Source organism: Streptomyces sp. NPDC043176 (assembly GCF_056436715.1).
In genome coordinates, this window is sequence record NZ_JBWKCA010000027.1 from 56,399 (window position 1) to 73,451 (window position 17,053).

The following is a 17,053-nucleotide window of genomic DNA, read 5'->3' on the forward strand; positions in this document are numbered from 1 at the left end:
GTCGGTGGCATGAGAAACGAGACCAGGGGAACCGTCGAACTGACCCTCGCCATGGTGCTGTCGGGCACGCTCGGCGTGTTCGTCGTCGAGTCGGGGGCGTCGCCCTTCGAGGTGGTGTTCTTCCGGTGCCTCTTCGGGGCGCTGGCGCTGGGCGCGTACAGCCTGGTGCGGGGGTTCTTCACCGGGCACGGGTTCACGGCGCGGAAGCTGGGGATGGCGGCGCTCGGTGGGGCGTTCATCGTCTTCAACTGGGTGTTCCTGTTCGAGGCGTACGAGGCCAGCTCGATCTCGCTCGCGACGGTCGTCTACCACACGCAGCCGTTCTTCCTGGTGCTGCTGGGCGCGGTGTTCGCGAGGGAGCGGATCTCGGGCGGGAAGGTGGGGTGGCTGGCCGTCGCCTTCGCGGGGCTGGTGCTGGTGTCCGGGGTGCGTCCGGGGGACACCGCGTCGCTGAAGGGGCTGGGGTTCGCGCTGGCCGCGGCGGTGCTCTACGCGTTGTCGACCTTCGTGACGAAGAGGATCAGCGGCGTACGGCCGCACCTGATCGCGCTGGTGCAGGTGCTCGTGGGGATCCCGCTGCTGCTGCCGTTCACGGACTTCGGGGCGGCGGCGGGGCTCGGGGTCGGGTGGGCGTGGCTGGTGGGGCTGGGCCTGATCCACACCGGAGTGATGTACGTGCTGATGTACGCGGCGTACGCCAAGCTGCCGACCGCGAAGATCGCGGTGCTCGCCTTCACCTATCCGGCGGTCGCGATGGGCGTGGACTGGGCGGTGTACGGGCACCACATCGGGCTCGTGCAGGCGCTCGGGGTGCCGCTGATCGTGCTGGCGAGCCTGAAGGTCACGCTGGCGGGGTCTGCTCGGACACGAGGCGGCGCGCCTGCTCCACGAACAGGCGGACGTGCGCCGGAAGCCGCTTCCCCCGTCGCCACGCGAGCTGGGTGAAGAGGGTGAAGGGGGCCTCCCAGGCGAGCGGGACCAGGGCTCCGGAGGTCAGTTCCCCGGAGACGGTGACGCGGGGGAGGAGGGCGATGCCGAGGCCGGCGGCGACTCCGCGTTTGGTCGCCTCGATGGTGCCGAACTCCATGAAGGGCGGGGCCCAGTCGCTCAGCTCCCGCTCGAAGAGGTCGCGGTAGGGGCAGCCGGGTTCGGTGCCGACGAGCTGCGCTTCGGCGAGGTCCGCGCTGGTCAGGGCCGTACGGCCGGCCAGGGGGTGGCCGGGTCCCGCGACGAGGACGAGGGGCTCCGGGGCGAGGACCTCGGACTCCAGGCCCTCGTGCTCGGTGTCCGGCTCCATGAGGAAGCCGACGTCGTAGGTGCCCTGGCGGAGGGCCTGGCGGGTCTCGTCGCCGAGGGTGGGGCGGAGGGTCAGCCGGACCTTGGGGTAGCGGTGGTGGAAGTACTCCAGGAGCGGCGGCAGCCGGTACGAGGTGAGGGACTCCATGGTGCCGACGGCGATCGGGCCCGACGGCTCCTCGCCGGCCGCGACGGCGGAACGGGCCTCCTCCGCGAGGTCCGCCATGCGGCGGGCGTACGGGAGGAGCCGCTCGCCGGCCTCGGTGAGGCGGATCCGGCTGCCGAGTCGCTCGAAGAGCTCCACGCCGAGCGAGGACTCCAGCGAGCGGATCTGGCCGGTGACGCTGGACTGCGCGTAGCCGAGCTCGGCTGCGGCGCGGGTGAAGGAGAGGACGTCGGCGACCTTCTCGAAGGTGGCCAGGAGCCGGAGCTCCATCAGCGTGCCGCCCCTTCGGCCGGTCCGTGCTGCCGGGGCGCCATCAGCCGTCCTCGTCCTCGCCGCGCTCGCGCTTCTTCAGCTCCTCCTCGCGGCGGCGGAGGTCCGCCTCCCAGTCCTTGAGGACGGACTCGTCCTTCTTGTTCTCCTCGCGGAGGGACTTGAGGAACTCGGGGTTGTCGTCGGGGGCGACCCACTCGTGGCGGTGGTTGCGGTGCCACTCGGAGGGCGTACGGCCGCCGGCGGGGGCGCGGCGCATCTTGCCGGCGGCGAACCAGACGATGGGGCCGACGATCCAGAAGAGCAGGATGATGATGACCCAGACGACCTTGGGCAGGTGCTTGGCCTCGTCCTCGGGGGTGTTGAGGCAGTCGATGAAGGCGTAGATCGTCAGTGCCAGCGGCAGGACGTACATCAGTGCCCTGAGCATGTGGGACAGCCCCCTGGAAGCAGTGATGGGGCTCGTTTCGACCGCCCCGGTGACAGGCCCAGCGTAGCCCGTGGCGGATACTGGCCCCTATGGCTTACGACGATCTCCGCTCGCTGCTCAGGGCCCTGGAGCGCGAAGGCGACCTCAAGCGCATCAAGGCCGAAGTCGACCCGTACCTGGAGGTCGGGGAGATCGTGGACCGGGTGAACAAGGCGGGAGGCCCGGCGCTCCTCTTCGAGAACGTCAAGGGCTCCGCCATGCCGCTCGCGATGAACGTCTTCGGGACGGACCGGCGGCTCCTCAAGGCACTGGGCCTGAAGTCGTACGGCGAGATCAGCGAGAAGATCGGCGGGCTGCTCAAGCCCGAGCTCCCGCACGGTTTCGTCGGCGTCCGCGAGGCCTTCGGGAAGCTCGGCTCGATGGTCCACGTGCCGCCGAAGAAGGTGAAGTCCGACGGGGCGCCCGTGCACGAGGTCGTGCTCACCGGGGACGACGTCGACCTGGACATGCTCCCGGCGCTGTTCACGTGGCCCAAGGACGGCGGGTCCTTCTTCAACCTGGGGCTCACCCACACCAAGCACCCCGAGACCGGCGTGCGGAACCTGGGGCTCTACCGGCTCCAGCGGCACGACAAGCGCACCATCGGCATGCACTGGCAGATCCACAAGGACAGCCGGAACCACTACGCGGTCGCGGCGGCGCGGGGCGAGCGGCTGCCGGTCGCGATCGCCTTCGGCTGCCCGCCGGCCGTCACGTACGCCTCGACGGCGCCGCTGCCGGGGGACATCGACGAGTACCTCTTCGCCGGGTTCGTGCAGGGCAAGCGGATCGAGATGGTCGACTGCAAGACGGTCCCGCTCCAGGTCCCGGCCCACGCCGAGGTCGTCGTCGAGGGCTGGCTGGAGCCGGGCGAGACGCTGCCGGAGGGCCCCTTCGGCGACCACACCGGCTTCTACACGCCGCAGGAGCCGTTCCCCGCGCTGAAGATCGACTGCATCACGATGCGCAAGCGCCCGCTGCTCCAGTCGATCGTCGTCGGCCGGCCGCCGACCGAGGACGGGCCGCTGGGACGGGCCACGGAGCGGTTCTTCCTCCCGCTCCTCAAGATCATCGTCCCGGACATCGTCGACTACCACCTGCCGGAGTCGGGCGGCTTCCACAACTGCGCGATCGTCTCGATCGACAAGAAGTACCCGAAGCACGCCCAGAAGGTCATGCACGCCATCTGGGGCGCGCACATGATGTCGCTGACCAAGCTGATCATCGTCGTCGACAAGGACTGCGACGTCCACGACCTCCACGAGGTGTCCTGGCGCGCCCTGGGGAACACGGACTACTCCCGTGACCTGACGGTCGTCGAAGGCCCCGTCGACCACCTCGACCACGCCTCCTATCAGCAGTTCTGGGGCGGCAAGGCCGGTATCGACGCCACGAAGAAGCTCCCCGAGGAGGGCTACACCCGGGACGGCGGCTGGCCCGACATGGTCGAGTCCGACCCGGCGACGGCGGCCCTGGTGGACCGCCGCTGGAAGGAGTACGGGCTGTGACCACCGCTGCCGTGTCGGGCGCCCAGCCGGGGCGCACCAAGGCCTTCCTCCGGCTCGTGATGATCGAGCACTCGGTGTTCGCGCTGCCGTTCGCGTACATCGCCTCGCTGACGGCGATGTTCCAGCTGGACCGGAACATCCACTGGTGGACGCTGTTCCTGGTGACGGTGTGCATGGTGGGGCTGCGGACGTTCGCGATGGCGTGCAACCGGATCATCGACCGGGAGATCGACGCGCGCAATCCCCGGACGGCGAACCGGGAGCTGGTGACCGGCGCGGTGTCGGTGAGGTCGGCGTGGGTCGGGGCCGGGATCGCCGTGGTGGTGTTCCTGGGGGCGGCGGCGCTGCTCAACCCGCTGTGCCTGGCGCTCGCGCCGCTCGCGGTGATCCCGATGGTCGTCTACCCGTACGGCAAGCGGTTCACGAACTTCCCGCACGCCATCCTCGGGCTCGCGCAGGCGATAGGGCCGATCGGGGCCTGGCTCGCGGTGAGCGGCGAGTGGTCGTGGGACGCGGTGATCCTGGGCCTCGCGGTGGGCGTGTGGATCGGCGGGTTCGACCTGATCTTCGCCTGCCAGGACGTGCAGGCGGACCGGGCGCACGGCGTGATGTCGGTGCCGGCGCGGTTCGGCGTGCCGGCCGCGCTGTGGGGCGCCCGGGGTTCGGCGGTCGTGACGACGGGGCTGCTCGTCTGGTACGCCCTCGCGACGGACGCGGGGCTGTTCTTCTGGGTCGGCCTGGTGATCGTGGTGGCCGCCTTCTGCTACGAGCACTCGATCGTGAAGCCGCACGACCTGTCGCGTCTGAACAGGGCGTTCTTCACGACGAACGGTTTCATCGGGATCAGCCTGTTCGTGTGCGCGCTGCTCGACCTGCTCGTGCGGGGGCTCTCCCTCTGACCCCCGCCCCTCAGGGGGCGAGGCCGTCCAGGAGGGCGTCGAGGCCGGCGGCGAGGCCGGTGTGGCCGGCGGGGTGGGCGAGGGCCGGGGCGGCGTCGCGGAGGCGGGGGAGTTCGCGGGCCGGCATGCGGTGCAGGCCGAGGCGGAAGGCAGGGTCGGGCTCGTCGGGGTTGTCGACCATGGCCCGCAGGTCGCCGAGGATGCAGCCGAGGACCCAGCCGGTGACCGCCCGGAAGGCCGTGACGGTGGCGTCCGCGTCGAGGCCCGCCCGGCCGAGGACGGTCAGGATGCGCTCGTGGTCCCGCAGGACGGCGAGCGGGCGGCGGGCCATCGGGACCGCCAGCATGCGGGTGGCGAGCAGCGGGGCCACGTGGGGATGGGCCAGGGCGACCGTGTAGGTCTCGGCGGCGATCCGGTGGAGTTCGTCCCGCCAGCCGGGTGACTCGGGGGAGGCGGCCAGCCGTTCCTCCAGTTCGGTGTAGAGGGCTTCGACCAGGCCGTCGAGCAGGGCGTCCTTGCCCGCCGCGTACCGGTACAGCGCCATGGCCTCCACGCCGAGTTCGGCGCCGGTGCGGCGCATGCTCAGGGCGGACAGGCCCTCGCGGTCGACCAGCTCCAGGGCCGTGGCGAGCACCTTCTCCCGGCTCAGGCGGCCGTAGCGGCCGTGGTCGCCCGCGCGGCGGGCCGGTGCCCGGCGCCCCTGCGGGGGGTCCTTCTCGATCGGCATGTGCCCGCCTTCGCCGTGCCGTCCCGGTCCCGCCTTCGGCCGGTGAGGGCTCCGCTTGACCGCTGAACATCCAGGGATAAAGTGTACATATACGTCGTAAACGTACGGTGCCATCGGCAGGGAGAACCCGCCACGTGCCACGTTCCGACGGACGGCCTCCGCGGCACGGCACGACGGTGCACCCATGCGATCCGGAGCCATCATGACCACTCACCCGACCCTGTCGCAGGGCACCGGCCCGCGACCCGCCGACCACCCCGTCAGGCGCTCCACCGACCCGCCGCCGCACCCGATGCGGCGCGCCGAGGACAAGGCGCCCCCCCGACTCGCGGTGAGCCTGGTGGTCCCGGCCCTCAACGAGGCCCGCAACATCCCCTGGGTGTTCGAACAGATCCCCGACTGCGTCGGGGAGGTCCTCCTGATCGACGGGGACTCCCACGACGCCACGGTCCGCGTGGCGACCCAGATCCTGCCCACGGTCCGCAGCATCCCGCAGAGCGGGAAGGGCAAGGGGAACGCCCTGCGCACCGGCTTCCTCGCGGCGCGCGGCGACTACATCGTCATGATCGACGCCGACGGCAGCATGTCCCCCGCGGAGATCCCGCACTTCGTGCACTTCCTCGAGAACGGGTACGACTTCGTCAAGGGCTCCCGCTTCGTCGAAGGCGGCGGCTCGCTCGACATCACCCGCTTCCGCCGGCTCGGCAACCACGCCCTGCTGGCCCTCGTGAACCGGCTGTACGACGCCACGCTCACCGACCTCTGCTACGGCTTCTGCGCCTTCCGCCGCAGCTTCCTCGACCAGCTGGACCTGCACGCCACCGGCTTCGAGATCGAGACCGAGATGATCGTGCACGCCCTGCGCTCCGGCCTCCGCATCGCCGAGGTCCCGAGCCTCGAACTCCCCCGGCGCAACGGACGGTCCAACCTGCACGCGATCTCCGACGGACGCCGGGTGCTCCGTACGCTCCTGTCCGAGCGCCCCGGCGCGACGGCGTCGCCCGCCCCGCAGGAGGGGAGCACGCCGTGACCCCGGTCCGGACCCGGCCGGCCGCGCCGATGCCCGTAGTGGACATCGACCTCGCCGAACCGGGAGCCTTCCGCCGCCCCGGAGGCCGCGCCCGCGCCGGGCCGTCCGGCCGCGCCCTCGGCCTCGTACGGCTCCACGGCCGTCCGCTCGGGATGGCCGAGGCGTCCGGCCGCGAACCCGGGGAACTGTGGCAGGCGCTCGCGGACGCGGTGCTCACGGCGTCCCCGAGGGCGGACGCGGTGCCCAAGGCGTCCCCCAGGGCGGACGCGGTGCCCACGGCGTCCCCCAGGGCGGACGCCGTGCCCAAGGCGTCCCCCAGGGCGGGGGCGGGGCCAGGTGCCGGCCCCGCCTCCGCCGAGGGGCCGGCCCCGGCCGTCAGCGTCATCGTCGCGACGAGGAACCGCGCCGCGATGCTGCGGGACTGCCTGGATTCGCTGCTGGCGGTGCGGTACCCGCGCTTCGAGGTCATCGTGGTGGACAACGCCTCCGCCGACACGTCCACGGAGGAGCTGATCCGGCGCGAGTACGCACGGACGCCGGACGACGACGGGGCCGCACGCGACTCCGAGGGGCCCGGGCGGGGCCACGACGGGGCCGTACGGGGCGACGACGGGGCCGTACGGGATGTCCGGTGGCCCGGACGGGGCTCCCGGCCCGCCGTGCGCTACCTGTGGGAGCCCGTGCCCGGGCTCGCCCGCGCGCACAACCGGGGGCTGGCCGCGGCCCGGGGGAGCGTCGCCGCCTTCACCGACGACGACACGCTCGTCGACCCGGGGTGGCTGACCGCGCTCGTCGCGCCCTTCGCGGCCGACCCGGCGACCGGCTGTGTCACCGGTCTGATCGTGCCCGCGGAGCTGGACACCGAGGCGCAGGTCGCGCTGGAGCGGCACGGGGCGTTCGCGAAGGGGTACGCGCCGCGGACCTGGTCGCTGGACACTCCGCCGGCCGACCCGCTGTTCCCGTTCACGGCGGGGCGGTTCGGGTCGGGCGCGAACATGGCCTTCCGGACGCAACTGCTGCGCGAACTCGGTGGGTTCGACCCCGCCACCGGGGTGGGGACCCCCGCGCGCGGCGGTGACGACCTGCTGTCGTTCTTCCGGGTGCTGGCCCGGGGCCGCTCCCTCGCCTACGAGCCGGGTGCGATCGTCTGGCACCGGCACCGGCGGACCCCCGAGGCGCTCGAGGCGCAGGCCTTCGGCTACGGCGCCGGATTCGGCGCCTACCTGGCCGGGGCCCTCGCCCACGAGCCGCGCATGCTGCCCGCGCTGCTGCGGCGGCTGCCGGGCGGGGTGCGGTACGCGCTGGCCAGGAGCCGTGAACGGGCCGCGCTCGGTGACGGGCTCGACGCCGGACCCCAGGCCCGGCCCGACGCCCGCGCCGGCGTCCGGCCCGACGCAGGACGTGACGCCGGGCCGGGCTCCGGGCCCGGCGTCGCCTCGTCCCGGATCGCCCGCCTGGAGCTGCGCGGGCTGCTGTACGGGCCGTTCGGCTACCTGCGCAGCCGACGGGCCGAGCGACGGCTGCGGCGGGCCGCGCACCACGGCCGCGGAGTCCTCGTACACGGACGTGTCCGAGGACCCGGCCGCGGAGTTCCCGGACACGGCCGTGGAGACCCCGGACACGGAGCCACCGCGGCACGCACCGTCCGCCGGAGGCGGGGCGAGGGACGATGACCCGGCAGCCGACGCACCAGGGGCCCGTCGTGAGCGGCTTCCGGGGGCGGGCCACCCGGTCCGCCCGGCCCCCGCAGCCGGCCCGGCCCGAGCGGACGGAACCGGCGGCCGAGGAGAGGGAACCGGACGGCGGGCGGCCCTCGTTCGGCGCGGTCCTGAAGTCCGGCGGGCGGCGGCTGCTGTCCAAGGACCCGCTGCTGCGCAACGGGCACCTGCTCGCGTTGAGTTCCCTCGTCAGCGCCGGTCTGGGCGCCGTGTTCTGGGTGTTCGCCACGCACTGGTACGACGACGAGGTGGTGGGCGTCAGCTACTCCGCGCTGTCCATGACGCTGCTGCTCGCGGGTGTCGGACAGCTCAACCTGTCCGACTTCCTGGTGCGGTTCGTGCCGTCGGCGGGGCACCACACCCGCCGGCTGATCCTGACCTGCTACGCCGTGAGCGCCGCGGTCAGCACGGTGGCGGCCCTCGGGTTCCTGCTCCTCGTGCCGGTGGTCGCGCCCGAACTGGACGTCCTGCTGACGCCGGTCACCGCCGGGTGTTTCGTCGCGACCACCGCCGGATACGCCGTGTTCGTGATGCAGGACGGGGCGCTGACGGCGGTGCGGCGGCCGGGCTGGGTGGTGGCGGAGAACCTGGTCTTCGCCGTGGTGAAGATCGGGCTGCTCGGACTGGGGGCGGCGCTGGCGCTGCACTCCGGCATCCTGCTCTCCTGGGCCGGGGCGCTCGCCGTGTCCCTCCTCCTCACCAACTTCGTCCTGCTGCGCCGGGCCGTTCCGCAGCACGTGCGGGGGTCGACGGCGGCGGAGCGGCCGACGGGCGCGCTGAAGTACGCGTCCGCCGACTACTTCGGCTCGCTGTTCCGGATGGCGTCCTACACGCTGGTCCCGCTGATCGTCCTGGACCGGCTGGGCCCCGAGCAGAGCGCGTACTTCTCCCTGGCCTGGATCGTCGGGTACGTGCTGTACCTGGTGGCCCGCAACCTGGGCAGCTCGCTGGTGGTGGAGGCCGTGCGGAGCCCCGGGCGGCTGGTCGAGCACGCCGTGAAGGTGCTGCGGCACTCGGTGCTGCTCCTCGGGTCGGCCGTCGCCGTCGTCGTGGCGCTCGCCCCGCAGATCCTGTCCCTGTTCGGGGCCGAGTACGCCGAGCACGGCACCACGCTGCTGCGGCTCCTGGCCCTGTCCGCCCTGCCGAACATCGTCGTCAGCATCGCCATCGACTCGTCGCGGGCCCGCCGGAGGCTGCGCTGGGCGGTCGGGCTCCAGGTCGCGATGTGCGTGCTGGTGCTCGGGCTCACCCGGCTGCTGCTGCCGGTCATGGGGATCACCGGCGCCGGCGTCGCCTGGCTGGTGACCATGTGCCTGCTCGCCGCACCCCTGCTGATCTGGCGCGCGCGCTGGCTCACGGCCGAACCCGGGAGGTCCTCGTGAACACCGTGCCGAGCGTGACCGTCGTCGTCTGCGCCTACACCCTCGACCGCTGGGACGACCTCCGGGCGGCGATCGGATCCCTGCGCGCCCAACGGCACCCCGTGGACGAGATCGTCCTCGTCGTCGACCACTGCCCCGAGCTGTACGAGCGGGCGTCCGCCGCGTTCCCCGGGGTGCGGGTGCTCGCGAACGCCGGCCGCCAGGGCCTGTCGGACGCCCGCAACACCGGTGTCCGGGAAGCCCGTTGTGAGGTCGTGGCCTTCCTCGACGACGACGCGGCCGCCGAACCCGACTGGTCCGGAGACCTCCTCGCCCGGTACGCCGACCCCGCCGTCGCGGGAGTCGGCGGCCTGGTCAGGGCCTGGTGGGTCACCCGGCGGCCCGTCTGGTTCCCGCCCGAGTTCGACTGGGTGGTCGGCTGCTCGTACCGCGGGCTGCCCCGAAGCCTCGCGCCCGTACGGAACTTCATCGGCGCCAACATGTCCTTCCGGCGCGCCGAGGTCGTCGCCGCCGGAGGCTTCCGCGCCGACCTGGGCCGGGTCGGGACCCGGCCGCTGGGCTGCGAGGAGACGGAGCTCTGCCTGCGCATCGCGGCCCGCCGCCCGGGCGCCGTCCTGCTCCACGAGCCCGCCGCGGCGGTCCGTCACCGGGTGCCCGCGGCCCGCGCCACCTGGGCGTACTTCGTCTCCCGCTGCTACGCGGAGGGCCTGTCCAAGGCCCGGGTCGCCCGCCTCGGCGGCACCCGTGCCGCCCTCGCGAGCGAGCGCGCCTACCTCCGCTCGACCGTCCCCCGCGCGTTCGCCCGGGCCCTGCGCCCCGGCCGCCCCGCCGGTCTGCGCACGGCCGGCGCGCTCGCCGGAGGCGTCGGCGCGACCGTCGCCGGGTACGCCGTCGGGCGGGCCCGCCGCCCCGCGCCCGGCCCCGGCGAGCGCCGGACCGCCGGTGCGGGGACGGTGGTCGCACGCCCGGCGGCCGTGGCGGGCGGGGGGCGGCCGTGAGCACGGCGGCGCCGGGCGGACGGGACGGACCCGTGGCCGGCGGTGCGGGGGGCCGGACGGGGCGGACCGCCGGGGCGGGTGGCCGGGAGGGACGGGTGGCCGCCGTGCCGGGCGGCCGGGAGGGGCCCGTGGCCGGGGCCGTGCCGGTGTTCCTGTACCACTCCGTGGCGGCCGATCCGCCGTCGTGGATCGCGCCGTTCACGGTGAGTCCGCGGACGTTCGCCGAGCAGCTGGACATGATCGTCGACAGTGGGCTGAGGGTCGTGCCGTTGCGCCGTCTGGTGGCGGCGCAGCGCGGTGGCGCGCCGCTGCCGGAGCGGGCGGCGGTGCTGACGTTCGACGACGGTTTCGCCGACTTCCGGGCGACGGTGCTGCCGCTGCTCGTGCGGTGGGGCCTGCCCGCGACCCTGTACGTCACCACGGGCGGGCTGGGCGGCGGCCCGGGGGACGGGCCGTTCCCGCCGGGCTCGCGGATGCTGAGCCGGGGCCAGCTGGGTGAACTCGACGCGGCAGGGGTGGAGATCGGCGGCCACACCCGGACGCATCCGCAGCTCGACGTCCTGCCGGACGGCCGGGTGCGGGAGGAAGTGGCGGAGTGCGGGAGGGAGTTGGCGGACGTGCTCGGGCACGAGGTGACGGCGTTCGCGTATCCCCACGGCTACTCGTCCCGTGCGGTGCGCTCCCGGGTGCGCGAGGCGGGGTGGACGTCGGCGGCGGCGGTGCGGGACGCGTTCAGTTCGGCCGCCGACGATCCGTGGCGCATCGCGCGGCTGATGCTGCGCGCCGACACGGACCGGGACCGGTTCCGTCGGTGGACGAGGGGCGCGGGGGCGCCGGTGGCGCCGTTCCCCGAGGGGGTCAGGACCAGGGGGTGGCGGGCCTACCGGCGGACGAGGGCGCGGCTGCACGTGCCGTACGAGGCGCTGTCCTGAGGCCCTTCGCGCCGCCGCCGCACCGCTGCCGGTCCCGGATGCCGCCGTCCCGTCGCCGCCCGGTCCCGCACGTCGCCGCCGCACCGCCGTCCGGCCCGCATGTCGCCGCCGCACCGCCGTCCGGCCCCGCGCGTCGCCGCCTCACCGCTGCCAGACCCGCACCCAGTCCACCCGCATCCGGGCCCGGTCGACGTCGGCGGGCGGTTCCTTGGGCACGCCCACGGCCAGGTTGACCAGCACCTCCATGGGGACGTCGGGGATCCGCCCGGGTTCCGTGACGCGGAACCGCTCGACGCCGTCGACGTACCAGACCAGGGCGTCGCGCTCCCACAGCAGTCCGAACACGTGGAAGCGCTCCGAGAAGTCGGAAGGCCCGTACTCGCCGCGCTCCCGGGCCCGTTCGCCGTCGGGCTCGCGCCAGTGGACGTACATGTTGACGCGGGTCGTGGAGTCGAGGAACTCCATGATGTCGACCTCCGGCGGGGTGAACCGGGACTCCGGCATCATCCAGAACGCCGGGAACATGCCCGCCTCGGCCGGGATGCGGATCGAGGCCTCGAAGTAGCCGTAGGTGAAGGTCCGGCGGGGCTCGCCGTACCACTGGTCACGCCCGGTGGAGATCATTCCGGACCGCCACGGGTAGGTCTTGCCGTCGCTGGCGCGGGTCCGGCGGCGCTCGGCGGTGAGGGTGAGCTCGCCGTCCCGCACGGAGACCTGGCCGGGCAGGTACCACTGGGACTCGTCGTTGCTGCTGATCGTGCAGCCGTCCTTGTTCCAGTCGTAGCAGGTCGCCCACAGCCCGGAGTCGAGTTCTGTGCCGTCGAAGCCGTCGTCCAGGACGAGCCGCCAGGGGCCCGGGGACGGCGGACCCGAGGCGGTGACGGCGGGCGGGACCGTCGTCGAGGGCGCGGTGGACCCGGCCGGGCCGCCGCAGGCGGTGAGGGCCAGCAGGGCGGAGGCCAGTGCCAGCGCGGCCGTCCGCCGGTGGCGGCGGTGCGGCCCGCCGGAGCCCGTGTCCCGGGTCACGCCGGGCCCGGGGTCACCGCGGCCCGGCCGCGACCGCGCCCGCGACCCGGCGGGCGGCGAAGTCCGTACCGCAGACGAAACGCAGGACGGGCCCGAAGGTGGGGGCCGCGGCGAGGCTCGTGAAGTACAGGCCGGGCACGGACGACTCGAACCCCGCCGACAGGACCGGAGGGCCGCCGGGGAGGGTGCGCACCGCCTGCCGCAGAGTCGGCTCCAGGAGGTCGAGCCGGTCCACGTCCACGCGGTAGCCGGTGGCGGTGAGGACGTGGTCGACGTCGACGGACTCCGCCGCCCGGCCCGCCGTGTCCGCCAGTTCCAGGCGTACCGTCCCGTCGTCGTCCCGCCGCCGGGCCGCCGCCACCCGGCGTCCGCACAGCACCGGGAAGCGCCCGTCCACCCGGTCCCGCAGCCACCAGGCGCCGGAGGGGCCGAGCACGGTCCGCAGGAAGTGGTTGCGCACCGGGAGCGGCAGCCGGCGGTAGGCGCCCGCGCCGCGGCTGACGGCGACGTGGGACCAGCCGGGGCCCAGCATGGAGGCCGGCTTGAGCAGCCGGACCGCCCGGGAGCGTTCCTCCGGCAGGTCCGTCGCGGGGGGTGTGCCGAACAGCAGGGAGGAGGTGCGGGCGATCACCGTGGGCCGGGCGCCCGCCTCGTGCAGCAGGGCGGCGCTCTCCAGCGCCGACTGTCCGGCGCCGACGACCGCGACCCGCCGGCCGGCGAACGCGGAGAGGTCCGCGTGGTCGCACGGATGGGAGGCGAGGCCCGCGGGGAACAGCGGGGCGAGGCCCGGAGGCCGGTAGGCGTACGGCACGAGGCCGCTGGCCATCACGACGGAGCCCGCGGTGATCTCCTCGCCGGAGTCCAGGGTGACGCCGAACCCGCCGTCCGCGGCCCGCACCTCGCGCACCGCCGTCCGCTCCACGCCGGGCACCCGCTCCTTCTGGAACCAGTGGCCGTACGCGATGAACTCGTCGACGGGGATCGGGTAGGTGTCGCCCACCGGTGGTCCGCCCCGGGCGGCGCGGAAGTCCGCGAACCGGTGGCGCCCGTCGGGGGCGGAGATCGACGAAGCCGTCGGGACGGACTTGAGGAACATGCCGTCGGGCATGTGGGCCCGCCAGCTGTCCATCGGTTCGCCGAAGACGCGCGTCGTCACGCCGGCGGCTCCCAGCCAGGCGGCGGTGGCCAGCCCGTACGGACCGGCTCCGACCACCACGACCGGCAGCCGGCCGCGGCCGGTGCCTCCAAGCTCCGGGGCCATCACGGACCTCCTCTCCCCCCGCTTCCCCCTCCACCAGATTGCACCTCGCCGTCCCGTTCCCGCGCGCGGTGGCGGCGGGGCAGCAGCGCGAGGACGGAGGTCAGTGCGGCGAGCACGACCAGGCCCCGCGCGGCGGTGAAGACACCGCCGAGGAAGAGCCCCACGGCCACCAGGGTCGCCAGGGCGAGACCGAGCATCAGGCTGAGCAGCGCGGCCTCCAGGACCGCGTACCGGGGCATGCCGTGCGCCGGTGCGGCGGACCGCGTCGCGAGGACGGCCGCGAGGCCGGGGCAGACGAGCAGGAACGCCGTCACGACCGCCACCCGCAGCGGGGCGGCCTCCGGCAGCGTGGAGGCGAGCAGCGCGACCCATCCCGAGGCGGCGAGCGCCAGGCGGGGGAGCGTCCGGTGCGGGGTCACGGGGTGCCTCCACCGGGTCGTGGGGTCACGTAGCGGTAGACGGTGGCGTCCTCGTCGGCGTAGACGAGCGTGAAGCCCGGGGCGGTCGCCATCGCGGACCCCAGGCGCTGGGAGGTGTCGGCCGGCAGCGCTCCGGTGAGGTAGCCGTTCATGTCCTGGGCGCGGCTGAGCACGACGTACGCGGGATGCTCCTCGGTGGATCCGTAGAGGAACGCGCTCACGCCGGCCAGCGGGTGCCGCACCAGCCGTTCGGTGTCCTTGGGGCTCTGGTGGGCCAGCTGGATCCTGCGGTGCCGGTCGTAGTACCGGTCGAGTCCGGGCACGTCGGAGGTGAGCGTGACGATCAGCGAGCCCGGTGGGGCGTGGTCGGTCACGTAGCGGGCGGCGGCGACCTCGCCGGGGGTGAACCGGTTCACGGCCTCCTTGCCGTAGTAGCCGAAGACCAGGCCGCCGAGCAGGGCCAGGAACACGGGGTAGACCGCGAGGGTGCGCACGGGGTGGTGCCGGGCCGTCGGCGGCAGCAGCAGGGCCGCCACCAGGAACGCGGCGGCGGGCAGCGCGAACAGGTAGGCCCGGAAGAGCATCTCGCCGCCGTAGGCGTTGACGGCGAGCATCGGGAGGGGCGCCACGGCGAGCAGGGGCAGTCCGGTGCGCCGGGTCCAGCGGCGGACGACGAACGCGGCCACGGCGAGCACGACGACCACGGCGGACAGCCCGCGGTCGACCGTGGACAGCAGGATCTGCCCCGGAGCGGCGTTGCCCGTCGCGGCGAGCCCCGAGGCCACGTTCTCGTCGGGCTGGACGAGGGACTGCACGAGGTTCTGGATGTGGACGGAGATGTACGACCGGGCCACGGTGGCGTCCCAGAGGGCGGTCAGGACGACGGTGGCGGCGAGGAGCGGCAGGGCCACCCGCCGGTTGCGGCGCGGCAGCGACAGCGCGACGAGCGCGCTGATCAGCATCAGCGGGGTGAGCGGGTGGGAGACGACGATCGCCGCGACGAGCACCACGACGCCCGCGAGGAGCGCCGGCGGCCAGCCGTCCCGCCGGCGCGGATCGGGGCGCGGCAGCGCGGAGGTCGGCAGCTGCCGGAACAGCAGGGCCGTCACGGTCATGAAGAGCAGGAAGGCGAAGGTCTGCGGCGCGAAGTAGTCCTGCCCGACCCAGGAGCAGCTGTAGAAGATCCAGACCCCGCCCCAGACGAGCCGCCGGTCGCGGGTCACGGACCGGTACAGCAGCAGGAGCGGGGCGAGCAGCAGGGCGTTGGCGACCGCGGGGGTCCAGGCGGCGTAGCCGACGGCGGAGTCCAGCCCGGTGGCCCGCAGGAACAGGGCGTTGAGCTGGAAGAAGCCGGGCCAGTCGTTGTAGACGGCGAACTTGTCGGCGCTCGGCACCTCGCCGCCGTGGCGCAGCATCGCGTCGACGACCGCGAGGTGTTTCCACGCCCAGGAGTAGCGCAGGGTCGGGTACAGCAGCGTGGGCGTGGCGTGCAGCAGGGCGATCAGCCCGAGGACGTAGCCGGCCAGCCAGGCGCCGTGGGTGCGACGGTCGCCCAGGGCGAGGCAGAAGCCGAGGGTGAGCAGGGCGGCGGCGATCCAGAACAGCGCGGGCAGGACCTGGAGGAGCCCGAGGTCGCCCATCCGGTCGAGCGGGACGGAGCGGAGCGAGAGCAGCCAGAGGCCGAGGGAGAGGGGGAGCGCCGCGCGTATCGACCAGTGGCGCACGGTGGCGGCGCGGGTGGACGCGGAAGCCGGGGGCGCCGCCCCGCGCGTCCGTCCGTCCCGCGGGGCGGGCGGCGCGGCGGTGTCCTCGTACGGGCCGTCCCGCGCGCCCGTCATGGCGTTCCTGCGCCGCGGGCCGCCTCCCGCAGGACGGGGGCGACCGAGACGCCCAGCCAGCGGCGGCTGCGGCCGAACTGCCGGGTCTTGCGGAGGTTTCCCGACACGTGCCAGAGCCAGGTCAGCAGCGGCAGCGCCGCCGGGTCGCCGCCGCTGTCCGGGTCGACGCCGTGGGCGGACAGCAGTGCGCGGTCGGCCCCGGGGAGCCGGCCGCGGCGCAGGGCGTCGGCGACCTGCCGTCCCATCGGGGGGCCGCCGAGGGCTTCGCGGGTCGCGAGGACGAAGGTGCACGCGTCGATCTCGGCGGGGCCGTCGGCGCGGGCGTTGCCCCAGTCGAAGACGCCGGTGATCCGGGTGCGGTCCTCGTCGAGCAGGACGTTGCCGATGTGGAAGTCGCCGTGGGTCCAGCCGCGCGTCAGGGCGGCGGTGGCGAGGGCCTGGTCGAGCCGCCGCCGCAGCGGGTCGAGGGCCGCGGCTCCGGCGCCCGGACGGCCCCGGCCGATCTCGGCGGTCAGGACGGCCAGCTGCTCGTGCACCCAGTCGGCGGTGTGGTCCGTCGCGGCTTCCCGGCGGCCCGTCGCGCCCCGCAGGGCGGCGAGCAGGCGGAGGGCGGCGGTGACGGTACGTCGCAGGTCACGGGGGCGTCCGGGGAGGAGCGGCCCGGCGGGGACGCCGGGGAGCCGGGTCTGCACGAGGGGACGGCGGGGCGGCCCGGCGTCCGGCCGGCCGCCGACGGCTTCGGGCAGGAGCGGCCGCCACGGGGCGAGGCGCCCGTCGGCCGCGAGGTCGCGCAGGTGGTCCCACTCCAGGGCGAGGGCCTCGGAAGCCCCGTCGGTCCTGGGGTACTTGACCACGACGCCGGTGCCGGCCCAGTCCACCGTGAAGACCAGCAGGTTCGCGTGGGACAGGGTGCGCCGCGGCACCACGGTGACTTCGCAGGATCCCGCGTGGCGCACCATGCCGTGCGCCGCGGTCCGGTCGGCCAGTGCTCCCAGGGGCCGTGGCGTGCTGAGCGGGAGAGCGTTCCCCAAGGCGGACATATCGTTACCAACTTTAGAACACCCCCTGTTTTCCTGCCTTATGGGACAATGGGGAAGACGCCCGGGGGCGTCGG

Annotated in this window: 16 protein-coding genes; 8 read left to right on the top strand and 8 right to left on the bottom strand. The window is 74.2% G+C overall.

Annotated features, from left to right (window positions below; genetic code table 11):
- Positions 1-9 precede the first annotated feature (9 nt).
- On the top strand, positions 10-945 hold the full coding sequence (locus tag AC067A_RS32295) for a DMT family transporter (RefSeq protein ID WP_479246448.1): 936 nt from the start codon (positions 10-12) through the stop codon (positions 943-945).
- Here the strand turns inward: AC067A_RS32295 and AC067A_RS32300 are convergent.
- Positions 842-1,732 carry a LysR family transcriptional regulator gene (locus AC067A_RS32300; RefSeq protein WP_479246450.1) on the bottom strand — a complete coding sequence of 297 codons (891 nt, stop codon included), beginning with the start codon at positions 1,730-1,732 and terminating at the stop codon, positions 842-844. The two genes, AC067A_RS32295 and AC067A_RS32300, sit on opposite strands and share 104 nt — an antisense overlap.
- 43 nt (positions 1,733-1,775) lie before the next feature.
- Positions 1,776-2,162 (bottom strand): PLD nuclease N-terminal domain-containing protein, encoded by a 387-nt coding sequence (locus tag AC067A_RS32305; protein ID WP_479246452.1) that lies wholly within the window; start codon positions 2,160-2,162, stop codon positions 1,776-1,778.
- 89 nt (positions 2,163-2,251) lie between these two features.
- On the opposite strand from AC067A_RS32305, the gene AC067A_RS32310 reads away from it, so the two are divergent.
- A complete protein-coding gene (locus AC067A_RS32310; RefSeq protein WP_479246454.1) occupies positions 2,252-3,709 on the top strand; it encodes a menaquinone biosynthesis decarboxylase in 1,458 nt (485 codons plus the stop codon).
- Entirely contained in the window at positions 3,706-4,608 is a 903-nt protein-coding gene (gene mqnP, locus AC067A_RS32315; protein ID WP_479246456.1) for a menaquinone biosynthesis prenyltransferase MqnP, read from the top strand. Before AC067A_RS32310 ends, mqnP begins: the two co-directional genes overlap by 4 nt.
- 10 nt (positions 4,609-4,618) lie before the next feature.
- Here the strand turns inward: mqnP and AC067A_RS32320 are convergent, their stop codons facing one another.
- Positions 4,619-5,335 carry a TetR/AcrR family transcriptional regulator gene (locus tag AC067A_RS32320; RefSeq protein ID WP_479246458.1) on the bottom strand — a complete coding sequence of 239 codons (717 nt, stop codon included), beginning with the start codon at positions 5,333-5,335 and terminating at the stop codon, positions 4,619-4,621.
- Positions 5,336-5,537: 202 nt separating this feature from the next.
- Between AC067A_RS32320 and AC067A_RS32325 the strand changes: the two genes are divergently transcribed.
- From AC067A_RS32325 to AC067A_RS32345, 5 genes are all read left to right on the top strand, one after another.
- Positions 5,538-6,365, top strand: coding sequence for a glycosyltransferase family 2 protein (locus AC067A_RS32325; RefSeq protein WP_479246460.1), 828 nt, complete (start codon positions 5,538-5,540; stop codon positions 6,363-6,365).
- Positions 6,362-8,038, top strand: coding sequence for a glycosyltransferase family 2 protein (locus AC067A_RS32330; protein WP_479246461.1), 1,677 nt, complete (start codon positions 6,362-6,364; stop codon positions 8,036-8,038). The genes AC067A_RS32325 and AC067A_RS32330 overlap by 4 nt, the downstream gene beginning before the upstream one ends.
- Positions 8,039-8,067: 29 nt before the next feature.
- Positions 8,068-9,465 (top strand): lipopolysaccharide biosynthesis protein, encoded by a 1,398-nt coding sequence (locus AC067A_RS32335; protein ID WP_479246462.1) that lies wholly within the window; start codon positions 8,068-8,070, stop codon positions 9,463-9,465.
- On the top strand, positions 9,462-10,463 hold the full coding sequence (locus tag AC067A_RS32340; protein ID WP_479246464.1) for a glycosyltransferase family 2 protein: 1,002 nt from the start codon (positions 9,462-9,464) through the stop codon (positions 10,461-10,463). Before AC067A_RS32335 ends, AC067A_RS32340 begins: the two co-directional genes overlap by 4 nt.
- 95 nt (positions 10,464-10,558) lie before the next feature.
- Complete coding sequence (locus AC067A_RS32345) at positions 10,559-11,395, top strand: polysaccharide deacetylase family protein (RefSeq protein WP_479246466.1); 837 nt, start codon at positions 10,559-10,561, stop codon at positions 11,393-11,395.
- Positions 11,396-11,536: 141 nt separating this feature from the next.
- Here AC067A_RS32345 and AC067A_RS32350 read toward each other — a convergent pair whose 3' ends face one another.
- From AC067A_RS32350 to AC067A_RS32370, 5 genes are read right to left on the bottom strand one after another with little or no spacing between them, the layout of a single operon-like run.
- On the bottom strand, positions 11,537-12,421 hold the full coding sequence (locus AC067A_RS32350; protein ID WP_479246468.1) for a glycoside hydrolase family 16 protein: 885 nt from the start codon (positions 12,419-12,421) through the stop codon (positions 11,537-11,539).
- A gap of 13 nt (positions 12,422-12,434) precedes the next feature.
- Positions 12,435-13,682 carry an FAD-dependent oxidoreductase gene (locus AC067A_RS32355; RefSeq protein ID WP_479246469.1) on the bottom strand — a complete coding sequence of 416 codons (1,248 nt, stop codon included), beginning with the start codon at positions 13,680-13,682 and terminating at the stop codon, positions 12,435-12,437.
- Positions 13,682-14,101, bottom strand: coding sequence for a hypothetical protein (locus AC067A_RS32360; RefSeq protein WP_479246471.1), 420 nt, complete (start codon positions 14,099-14,101; stop codon positions 13,682-13,684). The genes AC067A_RS32355 and AC067A_RS32360 overlap by 1 nt, the downstream gene beginning before the upstream one ends.
- Positions 14,098-15,939 (bottom strand): glycosyltransferase, encoded by a 1,842-nt coding sequence (locus tag AC067A_RS32365; protein ID WP_479246472.1) that lies wholly within the window; start codon positions 15,937-15,939, stop codon positions 14,098-14,100. Before AC067A_RS32365 ends, AC067A_RS32360 begins: the two co-directional genes overlap by 4 nt.
- Positions 15,936-16,979 (bottom strand): phosphotransferase family protein, encoded by a 1,044-nt coding sequence (locus AC067A_RS32370; protein ID WP_479246473.1) that lies wholly within the window; start codon positions 16,977-16,979, stop codon positions 15,936-15,938. Before AC067A_RS32370 ends, AC067A_RS32365 begins: the two co-directional genes overlap by 4 nt.
- Between the last annotated feature and the right edge of the window lie 74 nt (positions 16,980-17,053).